Annotated in this window: 18 protein-coding genes; 9 read left to right on the top strand and 9 right to left on the bottom strand. The window is 61.4% G+C overall.

Features of this window, described 5'->3' with window-relative positions:
• Positions 1 to 24: 24 nt before the first annotated feature.
• From betA to betI, 4 genes are read right to left on the bottom strand one after another with little or no spacing between them, the layout of a single operon-like run.
• A complete protein-coding gene (gene betA / locus ASD50_RS20720) occupies positions 25 to 1,677 on the bottom strand; it encodes a choline dehydrogenase (RefSeq protein ID WP_056245690.1) in 1,653 nt (550 codons plus the stop codon).
• A complete protein-coding gene (locus ASD50_RS20715) occupies positions 1,670 to 2,671 on the bottom strand; it encodes a threonine/serine dehydratase (protein WP_156465199.1) in 1,002 nt (333 codons plus the stop codon). The genes betA and ASD50_RS20715 overlap by 8 nt, the downstream gene beginning before the upstream one ends.
• Positions 2,671 to 4,197: a choline-sulfatase gene (gene betC / locus ASD50_RS20710; RefSeq protein WP_056245676.1), complete on the bottom strand. Its 1,527-nt coding sequence runs from the start codon at positions 4,195 to 4,197 to the stop codon at positions 2,671 to 2,673. Before betC ends, ASD50_RS20715 begins: the two co-directional genes overlap by 1 nt.
• A complete protein-coding gene (gene betI / locus ASD50_RS20705; RefSeq protein ID WP_056245856.1) occupies positions 4,194 to 4,787 on the bottom strand; it encodes a transcriptional regulator BetI in 594 nt (197 codons plus the stop codon). Before betI ends, betC begins: the two co-directional genes overlap by 4 nt.
• Before the next feature lie 836 nt (positions 4,788 to 5,623).
• Between betI and ASD50_RS20700 the strand changes: the two genes are divergently transcribed.
• From ASD50_RS20700 to greA, 4 genes are all read left to right on the top strand, one after another.
• Positions 5,624 to 6,790 (top strand): acetyl-CoA acetyltransferase, encoded by a 1,167-nt coding sequence (locus ASD50_RS20700; protein ID WP_056245673.1) that lies wholly within the window; start codon positions 5,624 to 5,626, stop codon positions 6,788 to 6,790.
• A 20-nt stretch (positions 6,791 to 6,810) separates the two neighbouring features.
• Positions 6,811 to 7,818: an asparaginase gene (locus tag ASD50_RS20695; RefSeq protein ID WP_056245670.1), complete on the top strand. Its 1,008-nt coding sequence runs from the start codon at positions 6,811 to 6,813 to the stop codon at positions 7,816 to 7,818.
• A gap of 51 nt (positions 7,819 to 7,869) precedes the next feature.
• Positions 7,870 to 8,499 (top strand): hypothetical protein, encoded by a 630-nt coding sequence (locus tag ASD50_RS20690; RefSeq protein WP_056245666.1) that lies wholly within the window; start codon positions 7,870 to 7,872, stop codon positions 8,497 to 8,499.
• Between the two features lie 80 nt (positions 8,500 to 8,579).
• Positions 8,580 to 9,047 (top strand): transcription elongation factor GreA, encoded by a 468-nt coding sequence (greA, locus tag ASD50_RS20685; RefSeq protein WP_056245663.1) that lies wholly within the window; start codon positions 8,580 to 8,582, stop codon positions 9,045 to 9,047.
• Between the two features lie 36 nt (positions 9,048 to 9,083).
• Here greA and scpA read toward each other — a convergent pair whose 3' ends face one another.
• The gene (gene scpA, locus ASD50_RS20680) at positions 9,084 to 11,201 is read right to left on the bottom strand and encodes a methylmalonyl-CoA mutase (RefSeq protein ID WP_056245660.1); all 2,118 of its coding nucleotides are present in this window, start codon (positions 11,199 to 11,201) and stop codon (positions 9,084 to 9,086) included.
• Positions 11,202 to 11,206: 5 nt separating this feature from the next.
• Positions 11,207 to 12,628 carry a methylmalonyl-CoA mutase subunit beta gene (locus ASD50_RS20675; protein WP_056245657.1) on the bottom strand — a complete coding sequence of 474 codons (1,422 nt, stop codon included), beginning with the start codon at positions 12,626 to 12,628 and terminating at the stop codon, positions 11,207 to 11,209.
• Between the two features lie 207 nt (positions 12,629 to 12,835).
• On the opposite strand from ASD50_RS20675, the gene ASD50_RS20670 reads away from it, so the two are divergent.
• Positions 12,836 to 14,386: a helicase HerA-like C-terminal domain-containing protein gene (locus tag ASD50_RS20670; RefSeq protein ID WP_056245653.1), complete on the top strand. Its 1,551-nt coding sequence runs from the start codon at positions 12,836 to 12,838 to the stop codon at positions 14,384 to 14,386.
• Positions 14,387 to 14,433: 47 nt separating this feature from the next.
• Here ASD50_RS20670 and ASD50_RS20665 read toward each other — a convergent pair whose 3' ends face one another.
• Together ASD50_RS20665 and ASD50_RS20660 are read right to left on the bottom strand one after the other, a co-directional pair.
• Positions 14,434 to 15,243, bottom strand: a complete 810-nt coding sequence (locus ASD50_RS20665) for a L,D-transpeptidase (RefSeq protein ID WP_056245853.1) — start codon at positions 15,241 to 15,243, stop codon at positions 14,434 to 14,436.
• A 205-nt stretch (positions 15,244 to 15,448) separates the two neighbouring features.
• Positions 15,449 to 16,111 (bottom strand): haloacid dehalogenase type II, encoded by a 663-nt coding sequence (locus tag ASD50_RS20660; RefSeq protein ID WP_056245651.1) that lies wholly within the window; start codon positions 16,109 to 16,111, stop codon positions 15,449 to 15,451.
• 161 nt (positions 16,112 to 16,272) lie between these two features.
• Between ASD50_RS20660 and ASD50_RS20655 the strand changes: the two genes are divergently transcribed.
• The 4 genes from ASD50_RS20655 to ASD50_RS20640 all read left to right on the top strand — a co-directional run bounded on the left by ASD50_RS20655 (position 16,273) and on the right by ASD50_RS20640 (position 19,407).
• Complete coding sequence (locus tag ASD50_RS20655; RefSeq protein WP_056245851.1) at positions 16,273 to 17,151, top strand: branched-chain amino acid aminotransferase; 879 nt, start codon at positions 16,273 to 16,275, stop codon at positions 17,149 to 17,151.
• A gap of 104 nt (positions 17,152 to 17,255) precedes the next feature.
• A complete protein-coding gene (locus tag ASD50_RS20650) occupies positions 17,256 to 17,858 on the top strand; it encodes a superoxide dismutase (RefSeq protein WP_056245648.1) in 603 nt (200 codons plus the stop codon).
• A 151-nt stretch (positions 17,859 to 18,009) separates the two neighbouring features.
• Complete coding sequence (locus ASD50_RS20645) at positions 18,010 to 18,447, top strand: c-type cytochrome (protein WP_056245645.1); 438 nt, start codon at positions 18,010 to 18,012, stop codon at positions 18,445 to 18,447.
• Positions 18,448 to 18,456: 9 nt separating this feature from the next.
• Complete coding sequence (locus ASD50_RS20640; protein ID WP_056245642.1) at positions 18,457 to 19,407, top strand: cytochrome c; 951 nt, start codon at positions 18,457 to 18,459, stop codon at positions 19,405 to 19,407.
• Between the two features lie 41 nt (positions 19,408 to 19,448).
• Here the strand turns inward: ASD50_RS20640 and ASD50_RS20635 are convergent, their stop codons facing one another.
• Positions 19,449 to 21,563 (bottom strand): S9 family peptidase, encoded by a 2,115-nt coding sequence (locus ASD50_RS20635; protein ID WP_056245848.1) that lies wholly within the window; start codon positions 21,561 to 21,563, stop codon positions 19,449 to 19,451.
• Positions 21,564 to 21,618 lie beyond the last annotated feature (55 nt).

Below are 21,618 nucleotides of genomic sequence, written 5' to 3'. Positions count from 1 at the left end.
GCGTAAAAGCGCGGCAATCATGACCTATCTGTCCGAGACCTGCCAGCGCGGATTGATCCACGGTTCCTGGTTCGAAGGTGCGAGCGGCTGGCGACCCAGGATATGATCGGAAGCCTTTTCGCCGGTCATGATCGAGGGCCCGTTGAGGTTGCCGTTGGTGACGCGCGGGAAGATCGAGGAATCCGCGACGCGCAATCCCTCGACGCCGATGACGCGGCATTCTGGATCGACGACCGCCATATCATCGTCAGCCCGGCCCATGCGGCAGGAGCCGCAAGGGTGATAGGCGCTTTCCACATGCTGGCGAATGAAGTCGTCCAGTTGTTCGTCGGACTTCACGTCCGCTCCGGGCGAGATTTCCCTGCCGCGGAAGGGGTCGAACGCCGATTGCGCGAATATGTCCCGCGTCAGCCGGATGCAGTGGCGGAAGTCCGCCCAGTCGTCGGCATGCGACATGTAGTTGAAGCGGATGACCGGCTTGTCCTTGGGGTCGGGCGAGCGCAGCGTGATCGATCCTCGCGACTTCGAGCGCATCGGCCCGACATGGGCCTGGAAGCCGTGCGACTTGGCCGCTGCCTTGCCGTCATAGCGCACGGCGGCGGGGATGAAATGGTACTGGATATCGGGGTAGTCGACGCCCGGTGCCGAACGCAGGAAAGCCGCCGCCTCGAAGTGGTTTGTCGCCCCAAGCCCGCTCTTGAAGAACAGCCACCGCGCGCCGATGAGCGCTTTCGAAAACGGGTTGAGCACCGAGTGCAGCGTAATCGGCTTGATCGATTCCTGCTGGATGTAGAGTTCGAGGTGGTCCTGCAAATTCTGGCCCACTCCCGGCCGATCGGCGACGACGGCGATGCCGTGCTTTTTCAAATGCTGGGCTGGGCCGATGCCGGACTGCAGCAGGATCTTGGGCGAATTGATCGAGGAGGCGGCGAGAATGACCTCCCGCCTTGCCTTGATGATCTGGACCTGTCCGCGCGCTTCGATTTCGACGCCGGTCGCGCGTTGATTCTCCATGACGATACGCCGGGCGAAACCTTTGACCAGGTTCACATTTTGCCGCTTCAGCGCCGGGCGTAAATAGGCATTCGCCGCAGACCAGCGCCGGCCCTTGTAGATGGTCTGCTCCATCGGGCCGAAGCCCTCCTGCTTGGAGCCGTTGTAGTCGTCGGTCAGCTCGAAGCCCGCTTGATTGCCGGCCTTGATGAACGCGTTGTAGAGCGGATTGGTGCGCGTGCCGCGCTGGACGTGCAGCGGCCCGCTTGTGCCGCGCCAGCCGACCTCGCCGCCATCGCTGGCTTCCATGCGCTTGAAGTAGGGCAGGACGTCCGCATAGGCCCAGCCTGACGCGCCCTGTTCCGCCCAGTGGTCGAAGTCGCAGGCGTGGCCGCGCACATAGACCATGCCGTTGATCGACGACGATCCGCCGATGACCTTGCCGCGCGGCGTCGCCAGCACGCGCCCGCCCAGATGCGGTTCCGGCTCGCTCGAAAAACCCCAGTCATAGAGCGGCAGGTTCATGGGGATCGACAGGGCAGACGGCATCTGGATGAGCGGCCCCGCATCGGTGACGCCGTACTCGATGACGATCACCGAATGCTTGCCGTCCTCCGACAGGCGGTAGGCCATTGCCGAACCGGCCGACCCGGAGCCGACGATAACGAAATCCGCTTCAAGCATGGTTCATATGCGCCATGAAGTCGGCAAGCGAGACGTTGCCGCCGGTGGCCATCACCAATACCGTCTTGCCCTTCACATCGACCTTGCCGTCGAAGAGTGCGGCAAGCGGCGCTGCACCTGACGGTTCAAGCACGAGTTTCAGCCTTTCGAAGGCGATCTTCATCGCCTGGCGGACGGATGCGTCGCCAACCGTGACGCCTTGCACGCCCGCCGCCTTCACGGCAGCAAAGGGGGCCTTGCCGGGCGCCCGCGCCATCAAGCCGTCGCAGATCGACTTCGGTCCGATCGGCATGGTTTCGATGGAGCCATGCGCCAACGAGGAACCCATGCCGTTGAAACCCTCCGGCTCGACGCCGATGGTTTGCGTCTTGGGCGACAGATAGTGGAAGGCGAGCGAAACGCCGCCGATCAGGCCGCCGCCGCCGACCGAGCAGAACAGAAGGTCGGCACTGGCATCCTTCGCGCCAAGTTGATCCAGCGCTTCGAGACCGGCGCCCGCCTGGCCGGCGACGATCTGGGGGTCGTCAAACGGGTGCAGAAGCGCCAGCCCCTCGGTTTCGGAAATCTCGCGTGCCTTGGCAGCCGCCACTTCTTCACGCGCCCGATCGCCATGATCGGTGAGCACAACGCGCGCGCCGTAGCCTGCCGTCGCATCGCGCTTTGCCGCGGGCGCGTCGATGGGCATGACGATGGTGACCGGGATGCCGAGCGACTGGCCGGCCGCGGCAAGGCCTTGGGCGAAGTTGCCGGATGAATAGGCGACGACACCCTTGCGGGCCTCTTCAGGCGAAAGCTGCTTCAAGCGCCAGTAAGCGCCGCGCGCCTTGAAGGAGCCGGCCCATTGCAGCGATTCCGGCTTGACAAAGACGCGGGCCGCACCCGTTTCGCGCGCAAGTGCCGTCGATTCCAAAAGGGGCGTCAGTTGCGTCGCCTGCGAGGTGACGGCGTAGGCTTTCCTGAGATCGTCCAGTGAAGGCACATAAGGGTCAGTCATCATTCACCTCGCGGAAAACGCTTCTGTTCTTCGAGTATGTTGAGATCCATGTGGTTGCGCATGTAGCGCTCCGATGCCTTTTGCAGCGGCTGGAAATCCCACGGATAGTAGGAGCCGTTGCGCAGCGCCGGATAAACGACCCAGCGCCGAGCCTGGCTTTCGCGCACTGCAGCGTCGAAAGCGGCCATGTTCCAGCGGGCGCGCACCTTCTGCATGAAGGCGGCGACGCGATCGGCATGGGCGGGATCGACCGCGAGGTTCTGGCGTTCGAGCGGATCGGTTTCGAGATCGAACAGTTGCGGCGGGTCGATTTCGCAATGGACGAATTTGTAGCGCCCTTCGCGTAGCGCCACCATTGGCGCATAGGAGCCTTCGGCGGCGTATTCTATCGCAACGGGTGCGGTGCGCTCGGTTCCGCTTGTCAAAGGCAACAGCGACTGCCCGTCCGTCCAAGGCATGATCGCGCCCATGTCGACGCCGGCGATGTCGCAGAGCGTCGGGCAGATATCGAGATTGGAAACGGGAGTGGCGATGAGGCCCGCAGCAACGCCGGCTCCAGCAATCATCAGCGGCACGCGCGCCGAGCCTTCGAAGAAGCTCATCTTGAACCACAGCCCGCGCTCACCCAGCATTTCGCCGTGGTCCGAGCAGAACACAACGACCGTGTCATCGGCCATGCGGGTACGGCGGAGCGTGTCGAGCAACTCTCCGACCTTGTCATCGACGTAGGAGATGTTGGCGAAGTAGCCGCGCCGGGAGCGGCGGACCTGCTTGCGCGTGATGTCGAAACTGGCGTAGTCGCTGGCGATGTAAAGCCGCTTGGAATGAGCGTCCTGCCGGTCGAACGGCGTAAACGCTGTTTCCGGGTCCAGCGCCTGGCAGTTCTCATAAACGTCCCAATATTGCCGGCGGGCGACAAAGGGATCGTGCGGATGGGAAAGCGATACGGTCAGGCACCATGGCCGCCTGTCGTCGTCATCGCTCTCGCGCGACAACTGGAACAGCTTCTGGTTGGCCAGGAAGGAGACCTCGTCGTCATACTCCATCTGGTTGGTGGTTTCGGCCACGCCCGCGCCGGTCACGGAGCCGAGGTTGTGATACCACCAGTCGATGCGTTCGCCGGGCTTGCGATAGTCGGGCGTCCAGCCGAAATCGGCGGGATAGATGTCGGTGGTGAGCCGCTCTTCGAAGCCGTGCAACTGGTCCGGCCCGACGAAATGCATCTTGCCCGACAGGCAGGTGTAGTAGCCGGCGGCGCGCAGATGGTGGGCGAAAGTCGGGATCGAGGAGATGAATTCGGCTGCGTTGTCGTAGACGCCGGTGCGCGACGGCAATTGCCCGCTCATGAACGAGGCGCGGCCCGGCGCGCAGAGCGGCGAGGCGGTGTAGTTGTTGCGGAAGCGGGCGGAGCGGCCTGCGAGCGCCTTGAGATGCGGCGCATGCAGGAAATTGGCGGGACCGTCCGGGAAAAGCGTTCCCGTAAGCTGGTCCACCATGATGATCAGGATGTTGGGACGTTTGGTCATCGGGCACTCGCGCGCTGCGCCAGCTTGGCATCGACATAGTCTTCCACCAGGCCGCTGGCGCTGGCCGGATTGGGCAATCCGTCGCGCAACGCCCTGCGGATATAGAGGCCGTCGATCATCGCGGCGATGGCTTCGGCCATCTGCCCGGCCTCCTGGCGAGGCATGATCGGCACCAGTCCGCTCATCAGGTTGGAATGCAGGCGACGGGCATAAACCCCGAGCAGCCGCCGCAGCGGCAATGAGTTCTGCGCCTCGACATAGAAGGCGAGCCACGCATGAACCGTTTCCTCGCGGAACTGCCCGGCATTGAAGTTCACGGCGATGATCGCGGAAATGCGCTCACGCGGCGTCGTCGCCTTGCGCAGCGCGGCAACGCTGTCATGGCCCAAATCCGCAAGCAATTGTCGCATCGTGGCCTGCAGAAGCTCTTCCTTTGGCCCGAAATAGTGGTGGGCGAGTGCTGAAGAGACGCCGGCGCGTCCGGCGATTTCCGACACGGTGACATTGAGCGAACCGCGCTCGCCGATCGCCGAGATCGTTGCATCGATCAACGCCCTGCGGCGCAGAGGTTCCATTCCGATTTTCGGCATTTGTTTCGCTCCCGCGATCAGCTTATTTTTAATTGACTCATCAATCAACAAAAATTCGATGCCGGATTGCAGGCGCAGAAGCAGGGTTAGCCTCATCGCCGCGCAGTGGCCGAGCGAAGCGGGGTCGGATGAGGGGGTGAGCAGCCGGTTCGCGAAGCGAATTCATCGTGCCGGTGGCACGATGAAAGGCCAGCGAACGCCGGGTCGCTGCGAAAGCAGCAAAGCAGCGGGCACCCGGCCGGTGGGATGCCGGCAGGCGGGTGAGGGGCAGCGCCAAGTTGTCGAACGTGGACCAAACGCGGGCCGTCCTCCGCCCAACCCCTTATTCCCGCTCACTTCCCACAAAAACACGCACCCCACTTATCCCCGCCCTCTGCCACCTCCCCCATAATCCGTCCCATCGCCCTTGCGGGAGACCTGGTGCGCACCGGGTATCAGGGAAGGGCGTCGGTGCCGGGTTGGTCGCATGACGGTGTGCGGCTGGGTGATGAGCCCCCAAGTCCGGGCCTCGACCGGGCCTTTCAGCGTGAGTGCTGCTCCCCTGGTGAGGCAAGACCACCGGACGGGCGGCCGCAAGGCCGCACTACTTACTTAAACGAGCGACCGAACGGCCGCCCGTCCTCCCGACCTCTCAACAGAGGTCAGTTCTTTGACAATGGCCAGGGCCGAAAGGCAGCGTGGCAACGAGAAAACACGGCCTCGACCTGCGTCTGGCACGGTGCTCGGCGAAAAAATGTACATTTCCATCGCCTTTTCCGCGTGTATGGGAGTAGATGACCACAAGCTGGTTTTGACCCGACCGACAGGTCCTGACCGCTGCGGAAAGGAGATTACCCATGACTGCATGTATCGTTGGCTGGGCGCATTCGCGTTTCGGCAAGCTGGAAGGCGAGACGCTGGAAAGCCTCATCACCAAGGTTGCCGCTGAGGCTTTGGATCACGCCGGTATCGGCCCCGATGACGTGGACGAAATCGTGCTCGGCCACTTCAACGCAGGATTTTCCGCACAGGATTTCACCGCCAGCCTGGTTTTGCAGGCCGATGACCGGCTGCGTTTCAAGCCGGCGACACGCGTCGAGAATGCCTGCGCGACCGGATCGGCGGCGGTGCGGCAAGGCATCCGCGCCATCGATGCGAATGCTGCGCGCATCGTGCTGGTGGTGGGTGCCGAGCAGATGACGACGACACCCGGCCCCGAGATCGGAAAGAACTTGCTGCGCGCTTCCTATTTGCCGGAAGACGGCGACACGCCGGCTGGCTTCGCGGGCGTGTTCGGCAAGATCGCGCATGCGTATTTCCAGCGCCACGGCGACCAGTCGGATGCCTTGGCCATGATTGCCGCCAAGAACCACAAGAACGGCGTCGACAATCCCTATGCGCAGTTGCGCAAGGATTTCGGCTACGAGTTCTGCCGCCATGAAAGCGAAAAGAACCCGTTTGTGGCTGGGCCGCTGAAGCGCACCGACTGCTCGCTTGTTTCGGACGGGGCTGCCGCTCTTGTGCTGACCGATTCGACGACAGCGCTGAAGATGCGCCGGGCGGTTGCCTTCCGCGCTAATGAGCACGTGCAGGATTTCCTGCCGATGTCGAAGCGCGACATCCTGTTGTTCGAAGGATGCGAGGAGGCTTGGGGCCGCGCGCTGAAGACGGCGGGTGTGACGCTCGACGACCTGTCGTTTGTGGAGACGCATGACTGCTTCACGATTGCGGAACTGATCGAATATGAGGCGATGGGACTGGCCAAGCGCGGCGAGGGCGCCAAGGTGGCGATGAGCGGCGAGACGGCCAAGGACGGACGCCTGCCGGTCAACCCTTCAGGCGGGTTGAAGTCGAAAGGGCATCCGATCGGCGCAACCGGCGTTTCCATGCATGTGCTGAGCGCCATGCAATTGACTGGCGAGGCCGGCGGCATACAGGTGCCGAACGCCAAGCTTGGCGGGATATTCAACATGGGCGGCGCAGCGGTTGCCAACTACGTGTCGATCCTCGACCGGATCAGGTAAGGCGGCGAGGGACTGACAACATGACGAATCCTGTTTTGGTTGACGTGCTGCGAGGCGCGGTTGTGGAAAGCGCGCACCGCGGCGCGGTTGCCGTTTTCGACGCCGATGGCAAGGCGGTCTGGGAAATCGGCGATACCCACAGGCCGGTGTTCCCGCGTTCGGCGGTGAAGGCGATCCAGGCGCTGCCGTTGGTGGAAAGCGGCGCGGCGGATGCCTACGGCTTCGGCGACAAGGAACTGGCGCTTGCCTGCGCCTCGCATTCCGGCGAACCGGCACATGCCGAACTGGCGCGGACGATGCTCGCAAAAGCCGGCTGCGACGAGAGCGCTCTTGAGTGCGGTACACATTGGCCGATGGATCATGAGGCGACGGTGGCCCTGGCGCGGACGGGAGGCATACCGAACGCCCTGCACAACAATTGTTCGGGCAAGCATGCCGGCTTCGTCTGCACTTGCTGCCATGGCGGGATCGACCACCACGGTTACGTGACGGCCGGCCATGCGATGCAGGAGATGATCCGCGAGGCGATGGAAGCCGTCACCGGTGCTGCCCACGATGCCGGCCATCGCGGCACCGACGGTTGCTCCATTCCGACCTATGCGGTGCCGTTGCGGAATTTTGCCCTCGGCTTTGCGAAAATGGTGTCGGGCAAGGGGCTCGGCCCGGTTCGCGCCAAGGCGGCGCAAAGGCTGCTTTCGGCCTGTATGGCCGAACCGTTTTTCGTGTCGGGAACCGGGCGCGCGGATCTGAAGCTGATGCAGGCGGCGCCTAGGCGTATCTTCGTCAAGGTGGGGGCCGAGGGCGTTTATTGCGCGGCCTTGCCCGAACTGGGGTTCGGCATTGCGTTGAAGTGCGACGACGGCGCGGGCAGGGCGGCTGAAGTCATGATTGCTTCGGTGTTGGCAAGGCTGCTGCGCAAGGATGCGGACCTGTCGGCTGCGCTCGAAAGACTGGCAAGACCGGATATCGAAAGCCGGATCGGCGCGAAAGTGGGGACGATGCGGCCGGCTGAAGCACTTTCTTCCTGAGGGGAGATGCGCTGATATCTGATCGACGGGGGTTCGCAGATCGGAGGGGGAATGGTTTCGGTCAATTCGCTTGCCGGTGTGTTCGGGCGCTTCGTCTGGAACCGCAAGACCTTCATCGCGCTGCTTATCGTGTCGCCGGCGATATTGACCGCAGTCGGCTCCTTCCTTATGTCGCGCTCGCTCGACAGAGAGATTGCGCAACTGACGCAGGATCGCGACGCGCAGGTCGAGACATCGCGGCAACTCGATATCTTCTCGCGCGATGTCCAGCGCTATGAACTGGATCGCGCTTCGCTGTTGCTGCTGCTGGCAGGCCAGGCCAGCGATCCCAATCTCAGATACACGATGGACCGCCTCTTTCGCCTGAACGCGCAAGGGTCGATGCGGCGCATCGTTGCCATCCTTTACCCGGACAGTTGGCAAGACCGCATGCGCCGCCATGAGGAACTTCTGCAGTCGGACTATGGCGACAAGGCCGCCGTCGACGAATTGCAGGCGATCGAGAGCAACATGATCGCTGATGCGGGCCGTGCGCTGACGAAAACGCAAGAGAGCGTGAACCTGATCTCGGCCCGTATCGACAAGCTCAACGCCTGGAAGATCAACATGGTCATGGTGGGCTCGTTCCTCGTGCAGATCCTCACCATCCTGGTGTTCTTCCTCAAGACCAATCTGAGCTGACGCAACTTCGGCAACATACGCAGGCCAGGCTTCGCCCTGCATGGCTTGTGCAGCGGTGGTGCGATGCCTAAGTTGGTTTGATGAGCAGAGCTTTCACACGCGAAGAAGACAGCGAGAATGCCATTGCGGGCATCGGTGAGCGGCCGGTAAGCCCGCATCGCAATCTGGTGACGGAAAAAGGCCTCGCTTCGATCGAGGCTGAATTGCTTCGCTTGCGTGAGGAACTGGCCAAGGCCGAAACCGAGTCCGACCGCGAGCGCATGGCGCTTCTCTCGCGAGACCTGCGCTACTGGAACGCGCGGCGTGAGAACGCCGAATTGTCGAAGCCCGAACCGGACAGCGATGTCGTTCGTTTCGGCATGACTGTCTCGCTGGAAGGCGAGGATGGCGGCTCGGTCAACTGGAACATCGTAGGCGAGGATGAGGCCGATCCCGCGAGCGGCTCCATTTCGCATGTGTCGCCGATGGCGCGCGCGCTGTTCGGCAAGAAGGTTGGCGATGTCGCCACCGTCAACGGCAAGGAATGGGAAATCGTCGGGCTGGGGTGACGACTGGCAGCCGAAACCAACCCGAATCCAATCCTGTCAAGCCAACAGCCGGTCCATGAGGCGGCCTGCGGCTTCGGGAATGACTGTCCCCGGCGGGAAGATGTCGGAGGCGCCTGCGGCACGCACGGCGTCGAAATCCTGCGGTGGAATGACGCCGCCTGCCACAATCATGATGTCTTCGCGGCCAGATTTCTTGAGCGTCGCTTTCAATTCCGGGATCAACGTGAGATGCCCGGCGGCAAGCGACGAAGCGCCGATGATGTGTACATCATTGTCGATGGCGAGCTTGGCGATTTCCTCCGGTGTCTGGAACATGGACCCGATGGTCACATCGAAGCCGAGGTCAGCGAAGGCGGTGCCGATTACCTTCTGACCGCGGTCGTGGCCGTCCTGGCCCATCTTGGCGACGAGAATTCGCGGCTTGCAGCCGAACTTCCTCTCGAAGTCGGCAATCTTGTCCTGCAGCTTTTCGACGGCGGGGGTGCTGCCCAGTTCCTTGCGATAGACGCCGGAAATCATCTGCACGGAGGCGACATGGCGACCGAAGGCTTTTTCGATCGCCAATGAGATTTCGCCAACTGTTGCCTTGGCGCGCGCGGCCTTGATGGCGAACTCGAGCAGGTTTTGGTCGCCCTGGGCAACCTTGGTAAGCGCATCCAGCGCGCTTTCGACCGCGTTGACGTCGCGCGTTCCCTTCAATTGCTGGAGCTTGGACAGTTGCCGGGCGCGAACCTCGGCGTTGTCGATCTTCAGCACATCGACTTCGATGTCCTTCTTGGGCCGGAAGGCATTGACCCCGACCAGCATCTGCTCGCCGGAATCGATGCGCGCCTGCGTGCGTGCCGCGGATTCTTCGATGCGCAGTTTTGGAATGCCTTTTTCAACCGCAGCCGCCATGCCGCCGAGTTTCTCGACTTCCTCGATATGCTTCATGGCAAGCGCCGCCAGATCGCGGGTGAGACGCTCGACATAGGCAGACCCGCCCCAGGGATCGATGACGGCGGTGGTGCCGGACTCCTTTTGCAGGATGATCTGGGTGTTGCGGGCAATGCGCGCCGAGTGGTCGGTGGGAAGCGCCAGCGCCTCGTCGAAAGAATTGGTGTGCAGCGATTGTGTGTGGCCCTGCGTCGCCGCCATCGCCTCGATCATCGTGCGGATGATATTGTTGTAAGGGTCCTGCGCCGTGAGCGACCAGCCCGATGTCTGGCAATGGGTACGCAAGGAGAGCGAGCGTGCGTCCTTTGGCGCAAAGTTCTTCTGCATCAGCTCCGACCAGATCAGCCGGGCGGCGCGCATCTTGGCCACTTCCATGAAGAAATTCATGCCGATGGCCCAGAAGAACGACAGGCGCGGCGCGAATTTGTCGATGTCGAGGCCGGCCGCGACGCCGGCGCGCGCATATTCGATGCCGTCGGCGATGGTGTAGGCAAGTTCGAGATCAGCCGAGGCGCCGGCTTCCTGCATGTGGTAGCCGGAGATCGAGATCGAGTTGAACTTCGGCATATGCCGTGACGTATAGGAGAAAATGTCCGACACGATCCGCATCGAGGGTTTCGGCGGATAGATGTAAGTGTTGCGGACCATGAACTCCTTGAGGATGTCGTTCTGGATGGTGCCGGCGAGGTCCTTTTGAGCGACGCCCTGTTCCTCGGCAGCCACGATGAACAGCGCGAGGATCGGCAGGACCGCACCGTTCATGGTCATCGAAACGGTCATCTCATCGAGCGGGATGCCGTCGAAAAGCTGGCGCATGTCGAGAATGGAATCGATTGCCACCCCTGCCATGCCGACATCGCCGGCAACGCGCGGGTGGTCGCTGTCGTAGCCGCGATGGGTGGCGAGGTCGAAGGCGATGGACAGGCCCTTTTGTCCGGCAGCGAGATTGCGCCGATAAAAGGCGTTCGATTCTTCTGCCGTCGAAAAGCCTGCGTACTGGCGGATCGTCCATGGCTTCTGGACGTACATTGTAGGGTAGGGGCCGCGCAGATAAGGCGCGAGGCCGGGAAAAGTATCGAGATTGTCGAGGCCCGCGAGGTCGTCTTCGCTGTAAAGGCGCTTGAGCGCGATGCCCTCGGGGGTGACCCACTTGCCGTCCACCTTGATTGTACGGCGATGCGCAGGCGCCCATGCAATATTGCTGAAATCGGGGATCATGCTTTTTATGCCTCGATCTCTTGATCGATACGAACAGGAACGAGCGGATCGCAAAAAACGACACCGTCGGTGGGGCCGGGCCGTTGCGCTGCGGTGAGCATTTGCACGGGCCGTTCCGTCTTGGCCGGATAAAGCGTGGTACCGACAATCTTGCGGTCGCCGGATTTGTACGATTTTGCCCGTTCGGCGGCAGCGGCCTTCACGCGAGCCTGTATGTGGCCGGCCTTGAGGCTGGCGAGAACGCCGCCCTCGGATTCAATGCGCTGGAATTCGGCCCATGCGGCCTCGCAAAGATTTTCGGTCAGTGCTTCGACGCCGCCCGACCCTCTTGCCGGATCATTGACGTGATCGATGTGGCTTTCGCGCATCATGACCAGTTGGGTGTTTCGCGCGATGCGGCGGGCAAAACCTTCCGGCAGACCGTGGGCGATGGTGTGCGGCAGGACCGAGATCGTGTCGGCGCCTCCCGCAGCCGCTGCGAAGCAGGCGATGGTGTTGCGCAGGATGTTCGTTTCGGTATCCAGCCGGCTGATCATCCGCATGGAGGTTTCTGCGTGCACGATGGTGGGGGACGCCGGAATTGCGCAGGCCTCCTGGATACGCGCCCACAGCCGTCGCAAAGCCCTGATCTTGGCCATCGAGACGAACTGGTTCTGGTCCACGCTAAGCGCGAAGCCGATATGCGGCGCGGCATAGACAAGCGCTTGCCGGGCTTCTTCAAAGAGCTTCAGATGCGAGACGGCGGACGCCAGCATGACACCCAGTTCTTGCGCTTCGGTCGCTCCGGCATTGTGCACCACCCTGCCATCAGCTTCGAGCAGGACGCCGGGCACATCCATCGCGAAGAAATGCGCCAGCGATTGCGGCATCGAGGCTTTCAGCGCCTCGAGCGACATGCGCAGCCGGCCGGTTCCGGCAAAGGTTGCGGCGGGATCGACGCCAAACGACAGGTTCAGCTTGGCAGGGTCCACCTTGGTGCGCGAGACGAGGGCAACGAGCCAATCGGCCATTGCGCGGCTGGCCGGATGAACGTCGATGCGCACCTGGACGTCATTGAGGGAAACGCCTTCGAGCAAGCGCTCAAGGGTTTCGACGCTGCTCGGCAAACCATAGCCGAAAGCGTTCGGCGCGCCTTCGAACACCAGCGCCAATCCGGTCGCGCCTTGGGCGATGTCCTCGGCAATTTGTGCCTTGGCTCTTTCGACATCGGGATCGTCCACGCGTTGGCAAATCGTCCATGGCCGGGAGGGGCGGGCGCGAACACTGGCTTGGGTATCCGGACGGCGCGCGTAGAGCGGTTCGATGCGCAGGCCGTCATCGGTGTGGGAAACCAGCGTTTCCTCGAACGAAGCTCCGGTAAGCGCCTTTTCGGCGAGCGCTAGCCAACGCTTCTCCTGCCCATCGTGATTTTGTGTTTTCTCGCTCAAGGCTCCGGCGCCCTCCGCTGTACTTGATTGCCGGCCGCATCAGCCTGGATCGGCTCACTCTAAGGTTCCTGTATCCATCCCGCAATGCAACAGATGGCTGAGGCGCCAGCAAAGTTGCGCCTTTGATTTTCGCTAATGGCTCACTATACCTGCACAAATGGTGCGGTTCGCGAAGTTGGACACATCGGGTTTGCGGAGATTTGCATAATGGCCGACAACGAAAGCATCTTCCTGGGAGCCAGCCGCAAGCCGGATGACAGCTACCAGAAGGCGGAGAGCCTGCTGCTGCAATATGGCAACCGCCACGGGCTCGTGACCGGTGCTACCGGTACCGGCAAGACGGTGAGCCTGCAAATCATGGCGGAAGGCTTTTCCAATGCCGGCGTGCCGGTGTTTTGCGCCGATGTGAAAGGCGACCTGTCCGGCATCGCGATGATGGGCGAAGCCAAGGATTTTCTGGCCAAGCGGGCAGAGCAGATCAAGTTGGAGCCTTATGAGTTCCAGGAATTCCCGGTGATCTTCTGGGACTTGTTCGGCGAGCAGGGCCATCCGATCCGCGCCACCGTTTCGGAAATGGGGCCGCTTCTACTGTCGCGCCTGATGAACCTCACCGAAGCACAGGAAGGTGTGATGAACATCGCCTTCCGCATCGCCGACGAAGAAGGCCTGCTTCTGCTCGACATGAAAGATTTGCAGGCATTGCTTGCCAACCTTGCAGAGCGAGCCGAGGAGATCGGAGCACGTTACGGCAATGTGACCAAGCCGTCGGTAGGAGCCATCCAACGCTCGCTTCTGGTGCTGGAACAGCAGGGCGGCAACCACTTCTTTGGCGAGCCGGCTTTGCGCATTGCGGACCTTATGCGCACAACTCGCGACGGTCGCGGCGCGATCAACGTGCTGGCCGCCGACAAGCTGATGATGAATCCGAGGCTCTATGCGACATTCCTGCTTTGGCTGATGTCGGAGCTGTTCGAGGTGTTGCCCGAGGTGGGCGACCCGGACAAGCCCAAGCTGGTCTTCTTCTTCGATGAGGCGCACCTGCTGTTCGACGATGCGCCGAAAGCGCTGGTCGACCGTGTTGAGCAGGTCGTGCGCCTGATCCGTTCGAAAGGCGTCGGCGTTTATTTTGTCACGCAAAATCCGCTGGACGTGCCGGAAACCGTTCTGGCGCAGCTTGGCAATCGCGTCCAGCACGCTCTGCGCGCCTACACACCGCGCGAACAAAAGGCCGTCAGGACTGCCGCAGATACTTTCCGGCCCAATCCTGATTTCGACTGCGCCACGGCAATCACCCAACTGGGTACGGGCGAAGCACTTGTGTCGACGCTCGAGGCAAAGGGCGTGCCCTCGATGGTGCAGCGGACGCTGATCCGCCCGCCGGCCTCGCGCCTCGGCCCGATCACGCCGGACGAGAGGCGCAAGCTTATCGCCGAAAGCCCGGTCGCCGGTCAGTACGATGAGACGGTTGATCGCGAATCGGCATTCGAGATTCTGCAAAAGAAGGCAAAGGACGCGCAGGCGGCCCAAGAGCAGTCTACGCAAACAGGTGGTTCACGCTGGACCCTGCCGGACTTTGGCGGCAGCGACAGCGGCACTTCGACAGAGCGCGGCACGGGACGCCGCGCGCCGGCGCCAAGAGCGTCGAATCGTCAGACCGTAGCCGAGGCTGCAATCAAGTCCGTAGTCAGGTCGGTGGGGTCGTCTGTCGGTCGCGCGATTGTCCGCGGCATCCTGGGAAGCCTGTCGCGCGGTCGGTAGATCGCAGCCGGGGTGTTTGCCGCACCCCGACATCGACCAACTTTTCTCTAGAACCACATGCCGCGGACGCGGCCGAGCAGCACCGATCCTTCGGGTACGCCTGCATCGATAGGCGTTCTCGATTGGTAGGAGTTTGTGGCGATCGGTGCGCCGAGACCTGACGTGACCAGGATGGGCGTTCTGTTGGGGACCCGGTCGTAGAGGTCGATAATGTCTTGGTTCATCAGCCGGACGCAGCCTGACGAGACGGATTTTCCGATTGAACTCCATTCCGGCGAACCGTGCAGCCGGTAAAGCGTGTCTTCGCCGTTCTGGAAGATGTAGAGTGCACGTGCGCCAAGCGGGTTGGTGAGTCCCGGCTGCATACCGCCATTGCGGACGCTGTATTTTTCCAATTCCGGCTGACGGCCGATCATTTCATCGGGCGGCGTCCAGGTTGGCCACTTGCGCTTCCACTGCGCCACGGCGCTGCCGGACCATTCGAAACCGGCGCGGCCAAGCCCGACGCCGTAGCGGATCGCCTGGCCGCCTTCGCGCACCAGATAAAGGAAGTGCGCCGAGGTATCGACGACGATGGTTCCGGGCCTCTGACCCGTCGGGTCGGCAACGATCTGGCGCAGGAATTGCGGGTCCATCTTGCGGATCGGTACGGCCGGAACCTCGTAGCCTTCGTCGATGACAGGGCCGTACATCATCTCGTAGCCGCCGAGCTCCGGCTCCACCGGTTGCTCGACGGGAGGCGGGGGCATCTGGCTGGTGGTGGTGCACGCGGAAACGGCGGTCGCCGCGGCGCCCATGGCGGCGAGATTGAGAAAGCCGCGCCTGTTCAGCGCGGTGGGAGAAGATATGATTGCCATGGCGTTGCCCTGATTTTCGCGATCCAACTGACTAAACGGCGCACCCGAAAGCACGTTCCCTCCCAAATCGGCCCTCCCGACAGGGCGCGATAGGTAGCCTTGAATCTGGCCTCAGGGTGGACAAACAAAGGCAATCATGTGGCGCTGCCGTCACTGTTGCAATTTGGCAACGTGTTTCCGGCAGGGTGATGCGAACGTCCCGACCCTAGCCGTAGGTCAGCAGGCCTTCGAGGGACGGCAAGATGAGAGTGGGAGAGAAATCCTGGTATTCGTCCGGCTGATCGGCGCGATTTATCCAGACCGTGCGAAAACCGGCTTTGGTTGCACCCGCCACGTCCCAACGGTTTGAGGATTGGAAGGACACCGCTGCGGGATAGAGGCGCCACGCGGTTGTCACGATGTCGTAGACGTTGGGATCGGTCTTGAAACGCTTGACCTCGTCGACCGAGAAAACGTCATCGAGAATTTGGTCGAGCGCGGCGGATTTGACCGCGGCGTTGAGCATTTCCGGTGAGCCGTTGGACAGGACGGCGAGCTTGGCCCCCGACGCTTTCAGGGCGCGCAGCACGCCGGGCACTTCCGGATAGCAATCGAGGTTCCAATAGGCATCCAGCAGCTTTTGCCTGAGCGAAGCATCGGCACTGGGCACCTTGCGCAAGGCGAAATCGAGCGCCTGTTCCGTCAATTGCCAGAAATCCGCATAGGCGCCCATCAAGGAACGGACCCACGAATATTCAAGCTGCTTGGCGCGCCATATCTCGGAAAGTAGTTGGCCTTTGGGGCCGATGTCGCTGGCGTGGCGGCGCACGGCGGCGTGCACGTCGAACAGGGTGCCGTAGGCGTCGAATACATAGGCGGCGTGATGCATGCTGCTGTTGTGGAGCCTGATACCACCTTGTGCAAGCACGTATTGCCGCCTGTTCTGCCTCTGGCACCAACAAATCCGCGCCATGATGATTGACGAACGGCTTTCAACCCTTGTCCAATAGAGGCGAAGTTCAGCTGATCGATGGAATACGGATCACGACAATGGCAATCTCAACCGCTGCGCAAACGACGACATGGACCTATGTGGAAGGTGATTGGCACGAGGGTAATGTGCCGCTTGTAGGACCACGCAGCCACGCCATGTGGCTTGGCTCGAGTGTGTTCGATGGCGCGCGCTGGTTCGAGAGCGTTGCCCCGGATCTCGATCTTCACGCTCGCCGGGTGAACGCCTCGGCCATAGCCTTGGGCCTGAAGCCGACAATGACGCCGGAACAGATTGTCGGATTGACCTGGGACGGTCTCAAAAAGTTCGACGGCAAGACAGCCGTCTACATCAGGCCGATGTATTGGGCCGAGCATGGCGGGTATATGGCGGTGGCGGCGGACCCCGCTTCGACTCGCTTTTGCCTGTGCCTTTACGAAGCGCCGATGTTGCCGCCGAGCGGCTTCTCGATAACTGTTTCGCCATTCCGTCGCCCGACGATCGAGACCATGCCGACCAACGCCAAGGCCGGATGCCTCTATCCCAACAACGGACGAGCGATCCTGGAAGCCAAGATGCGCGGCTTCGACAACGCACTTGTTCTGGACATGTTGGGCAATGTGGCGGAGACGGCGTCGTCCAACATATTCCTGGTCAAGCAGGGCCATGTCTTCACGCCAGCGGCCAATGGCACGTTCCTTTCCGGGATCACGCGCGCCCGCACGGCGGCATTGCTTTCCGATAGTGGTCTCCAGGTCACCGAAAAGACGCTTTCCGTGCGCGAATTCCTCGAGGCAGACGAGATATTCTCGACCGGAAACCACTCCAAGGTGGTGCCGGTCACGCGTATCGAGGACCGGCATCTCCAGCCCGGCCCTGTGGCCAAAAAGGCACGGGAGCTTTATTGGGAATGGGCGCATTCGACTTCCGCGCCGTGAGGTCATAAAAGAGCGTCGTTGCGTCGCTTCGGTGTTGCTCCGGAGTGATCCAGACCTATCTTAGTTCAGCAGAAAAAGCCGAATTTTCATTGAGGAGTAGACCGATGGCTTTCGAACTTCCCGCTTTGCCGTACGACTATGAGGCATTGCAGCCCTATATGTCCAAGGAGACGCTCGAATATCACCACGACAAGCACCACAAGGCCTATGTCGACAACGGCAACAAGCTGGCCGCCGAAGCGGGCATGGGCGATCTGTCGGTGGAGGAAGTCGTCAAGCAGTCCTTCGGCAAGAACGCCGGTCTCTTCAACAACGCTGCCCAGCACTACAACCACATCCATTTCTGGAAGTGGATGAAGAAGGGTGGCGGCGGCAACAAGCTGCCGGGCGCACTGCAGAAGGCGGTTGATTCCGACCTCGGCGGCTATGACAAGTTCAAGGCCGATTTCATCGCTGCAGGCACGACCCAGTTCGGTTCCGGCTGGGCCTGGCTTTCGGTCAAGAACGGCAAGCTCGAAATCTCCAAGACCCCGAACGGCGAGAATCCGCTGGTTCATGGCGCATCGCCGATCCTGGGCGTCGACGTGTGGGAACACTCCTACTACATCGACTACCGCAACGCCCGCCCGAAATACCTCGAGGCATTTGTCGACAGCCTGATCAACTGGGACCACGTCCTGGAGCTGTATGAAAAAGCGAAAGCCTGATCGGCCTAGCAAAAAGCCCCGGTTTGACCGGGGCTTTTTTGTTTCTGGCGTGACTATCACGTAACCGTGAGGCGAAATTCCGAAATTTTTAAGCCAGCTTGCGCGTTGTACGCCGGTCACCTTTTGTGTCTCAACAAGGAGAGCCTACGGAATGAGAAAGCTCATATTCGCCATCTCAATACTTACCTTCGCAGTGTCAGCTGCATCTGCCGACCCCGTTCTTGACCGCCAGCAGATCATGAAGGAGCGGGGCAAGATCGTCGGCGAATTGGCCAAGGTGGCCAAGGGCGAACAGGCCTTTGACGCAGCCCAGGTGGATACGGCTCTCAAAGCGCTGCAGGTGAATGCCGAGAAGTTCGATGCCGATGCGCTTTTTCCTGCCGGCAGCACTGACGGCGACACTACGGCCAGCCCCAAGATCTGGGAGGATATGGCCGGATTCAAAGCCACTGAAGACAAGTACCTGGCCGACGTGAAAGCTGCCGCAGCGGCTGCTCCCGCAGACGTCGATGCGCTCAAGGCGCAGGTCGGCGTGATTGGGTCGAATTGCAGCACCTGCCACCAGACATTCAGGATCAAGAAGGGCTGACGGCTGCAGATGCCGCGGCTCAAAAAGCTTGCCGGTGCAATCCTGACGCTAGCCGGTGTCGGGGTGGTGGCCGGCTGGATGCTGTCGGCACCGACCAAAATAGACCCGCAAGTGATAGCCGCCGCGGGATCCGGTGACGCGGCAAAGGGCGAGCGCATCTTCAATGCCGGAGGGTGTGCTTCCTGCCATGCCAAGCCGGGTTCCAAGGATGAAGGAAGACTGGAGTTGACAGGCGGGTTGGCCCTCAAGACTCCATTCGGCATCTTCATAGCGCCTAATATCTCGCAGGACAGCAACGATGGCATCGGCGCATGGTCGCTGGAGGATTTCGCCCATGCCATGCTGAAAGGCGTTTCGCCTTCCGGCGAGCATCTCTATCCGGCCTTTCCATATGCGTCTTATGCCCGCATGAAGCCGGCGGACATCGCCGATCTTTACGCATTCATGCAGACCTTGCCCGCCGTAGGCGGCAAGACCGGCGGGCATTCGCTGGCTTTCCCATTCAATATCCGCCGCGGCATCGGGCTATGGAAACGGCTCTACCTCAGCAACGAACCGGTTGTGACCTTCGTGGAAGCTACGCCGGAAGCCGTGATTGCCGGCCGCTATCTGGTCGAGGGCCCGGGCCATTGTGGAGAGTGCCACACGCCACGCAATTTTGCCGGCGGCAGTGACAAGACCCGATGGCTGGCCGGTGCGCCTGCCGCTGAAGGGGAGGGTATCGTTCCCAATATCACCTCCGGAGAGGGTGGAATTGGCGAATGGTCAGAGGGGGATATCACCAATTATCTCGAAACCGGCTTTACCCCGGATTTCGATTCGGTCGGCGGCGCCATGGTGGAAGTCCAGAAAAACATGGCGAAACTGACGCCGGAAGATCGCGCTGCCATTTCCGCATATCTCAAGGCAATACCACCGCATCCGAACGGGTACCCGCCACGCAAGCAGGCGACAAACTGACAGAGGTCGGCGCGCCGGTTCGCACCGGCGCGAGCCTTTCATCAAGCGAGCGGTGTTGTGTCGCTTTTGCCTGTTACCTTGAGCGCAAAGGCATAGCTGAAGGCAATTTCTTCAAGCCGCGAAAACCGCCCGGATGCGCCGGCGTGGCCGGATTCCATATTGATCTTGAACAGCACCGGATTGTCGCCGCTCTTGCGCTCCCGTAGCCTGGCAACCCATTTGGCCGGTTCCCAATAGGTTACGCGGGGGTCGGTGAGACCGGCGACTGCTAGGATCGGCGGATAGTTGTGAGCCCCGACATTGTCGTAGGGCGAATAGGCGGCAATGGTTCGATAGTCCTCTACCGATGTTATCGGATTGCCCCATTCGGGCCATTCCGGCGGCGTCAGGGGCAAAGTTTCGTCGAGCATGGTTGTGAGCACGTCGACGAAGGGGACTTCGGCGATGATACCGCCAAAGGCGTCTGGCGCCATGTTGGCAACCGCACCCATCAGCATGCCGCCAGCCGATCCCCCCTGGGCCACGATGCGATCGTGGGATGTGTAGCTTTCGGCAACGAGATGGCGGGCGACGGCGATGAAGTCCTTGAAGGTGTTTTCCTTTTGTGCCCGCTTGCCTTCGTCGTACCAGGCGTATCCCTTGTCCTTGCCGCCGCGGACATGGGCAATGGCGTAGACGAAGCCGCGATCGACCAACGACAGGCAATTTGTGTTGAAGGCAGCCGGAATGGTGATGCCGTAGGAGCCATAGCCATAGAGCAGGCAGGGCGCCGATCCATCCAGCACGGTGTCGCGATGGTAAAGCAAGGAAACGGGAACGCTTTCGCCATCGGGCGCCGGAGCCATCAGCCGCCGCGTTACATAGTGCGACGCGTCATGCCCGGAGGGAACTTCCTGCGTTTTCAGCAGTTCGCGTTCACGCGTTTTCATATTGTAGTCAAACACTTGCGCCGCTGTAGTCATTGACGAGTAGGAAAAGCGCATGACGTCGGTGTCGTATTCATAGGAACCTGACAGGCCGAGCGAGAACGCTTCTTCCTCGAATGAAATCATGTGCTCGTGTCCGCTTGCACGGTCGCGGATGACGATGCGCGGCAGGCCTTCCAGCCGCTCGAGGCGAACAAGATAGTTCTTGAAACCGATGACCGACAGGATCAGCCGCCCGGGCTGGTGGGGTACGAGCTCTTTCCAGTTGGCGCGGACTGGGTCGCCGGCGGGCGCGGTCATGATCTTGAAGTCTTTCGCGCCGCCTTCATTGGTCAGGATGAAGAAGACGTCGCCGCCTTCTTCCAGGTCGTATTGCAGGCCGGTCTCCCGCGGCGAAACCAGCCTGGGTTCGGCAAGCGGGTCGGTGGCCTTCAATATGCGGTATTCCGAGGTTTCGTGGTCGTTGATGCCGATAAGGATCCATTCGTTGGAGCGCGTGCCGCCGACATCCATGAAAAAGCCGGGGTCCGCCTCTTCATAGACAAGGCGGTCGTTTGCAGGGTTGTCTCCGATCTTGTGAAACAAGACCTTGGATGGGCGGTGGTTGGCGTCGAGCCGAGTGTAGAAAAAGCCATTGTTGTCAGCCGCCCAGACACCGGAACCGCCGGTATCGGCGATTTGGTCGGGCAGGTCGGCGTCACTGGTCAAATCACGCACGCAGAGCGAGAAGAACTCCGAACCACGGTCGTCGAAAGCCCATAGCAGGCGCTTGTGATCCGAGGAATGATCGATCCCGCCCAAGCGGAAATACGCCTTTCCCTCGGCCTCGGTATCGCCGTCCAGAAGGATTTGTTCGTCGCCACCCTCCCGGGGCCGGCGGAAATAACGCGGTTGCTCGCCGCCCAGCTTGAAAGACGAACCATAGGCATAAGGCCCGTCTTTCATGGGCACGGATGAGTCGTCTTCCTTGATGCGCCCCTTCATCTCCCCGAACAGCACCTTTTGCAGTCCGGCCGTGTCGGCCATCAGTTTTTCCTGATAGGCGTTCTCCGCCTCCAGGTGGACGCGGATGTCCGTGTCGAGCAACGCCGGATCCCGAAACACTTCCTGCCAGTTGTCCGCCCGCATCCATGAAAATTCGTCTGTGCGTGAAAACCCGTGCCGAGTGTCGGAAACGGGGTGTTGCTCGGCGCGGGGTGGGGTGGCGGTGCGGAAAGCGGTCTTTGTCATCGAGGCTGCCATGTTGATTGCGTCCGTCGAATGACCACGTTCAGGCGTCCGGTTC

This window comes from Mesorhizobium sp. Root552 (assembly GCF_001427285.1).
Lineage (GTDB): Bacteria > Pseudomonadota > Alphaproteobacteria > Rhizobiales > Rhizobiaceae > Mesorhizobium.
Note: the sequence above shows the minus strand (reverse complement) of the source record. Positions and strands in the feature narration are given on the sequence as shown.

Coding starts and splice junctions, on each gene's coding strand:
- betA (WP_056245690.1), bottom strand. CDS start 1,677: ATGCTTGAAGCGGATTTCGTTATCGTCGGCTCCGGGTCGGCCGGTTCG.
- ASD50_RS20715 (WP_156465199.1), bottom strand. CDS start 2,671: ATGACTGACCCTTATGTGCCTTCACTGGACGATCTCAGGAAAGCCTAC.
- betC (WP_056245676.1), bottom strand. CDS start 4,197: ATGACCAAACGTCCCAACATCCTGATCATCATGGTGGACCAGCTTACG.
- betI (WP_056245856.1), bottom strand. CDS start 4,787: ATGCCGAAAATCGGAATGGAACCTCTGCGCCGCAGGGCGTTGATCGAT.
- ASD50_RS20700 (WP_056245673.1), top strand. CDS start 5,624: ATGACTGCATGTATCGTTGGCTGGGCGCATTCGCGTTTCGGCAAGCTG.
- ASD50_RS20695 (WP_056245670.1), top strand. CDS start 6,811: ATGACGAATCCTGTTTTGGTTGACGTGCTGCGAGGCGCGGTTGTGGAA.
- ASD50_RS20690 (WP_056245666.1), top strand. CDS start 7,870: ATGGTTTCGGTCAATTCGCTTGCCGGTGTGTTCGGGCGCTTCGTCTGG.
- greA (WP_056245663.1), top strand. CDS start 8,580: ATGAGCAGAGCTTTCACACGCGAAGAAGACAGCGAGAATGCCATTGCG.
- scpA (WP_056245660.1), bottom strand. CDS start 11,201: ATGATCCCCGATTTCAGCAATATTGCATGGGCGCCTGCGCATCGCCGT.
- ASD50_RS20670 (WP_056245653.1), top strand. CDS start 12,836: ATGGCCGACAACGAAAGCATCTTCCTGGGAGCCAGCCGCAAGCCGGAT.
- ASD50_RS20665 (WP_056245853.1), bottom strand. CDS start 15,243: ATGGCAATCATATCTTCTCCCACCGCGCTGAACAGGCGCGGCTTTCTC.
- ASD50_RS20660 (WP_056245651.1), bottom strand. CDS start 16,111: ATGCATCACGCCGCCTATGTATTCGACGCCTACGGCACCCTGTTCGAC.
- ASD50_RS20655 (WP_056245851.1), top strand. CDS start 16,273: ATGGCAATCTCAACCGCTGCGCAAACGACGACATGGACCTATGTGGAA.
- ASD50_RS20650 (WP_056245648.1), top strand. CDS start 17,256: ATGGCTTTCGAACTTCCCGCTTTGCCGTACGACTATGAGGCATTGCAG.
- ASD50_RS20645 (WP_056245645.1), top strand. CDS start 18,010: ATGAGAAAGCTCATATTCGCCATCTCAATACTTACCTTCGCAGTGTCA.
- ASD50_RS20640 (WP_056245642.1), top strand. CDS start 18,457: ATGCCGCGGCTCAAAAAGCTTGCCGGTGCAATCCTGACGCTAGCCGGT.
- ASD50_RS20635 (WP_056245848.1), bottom strand. CDS start 21,563: ATGACAAAGACCGCTTTCCGCACCGCCACCCCACCCCGCGCCGAGCAA.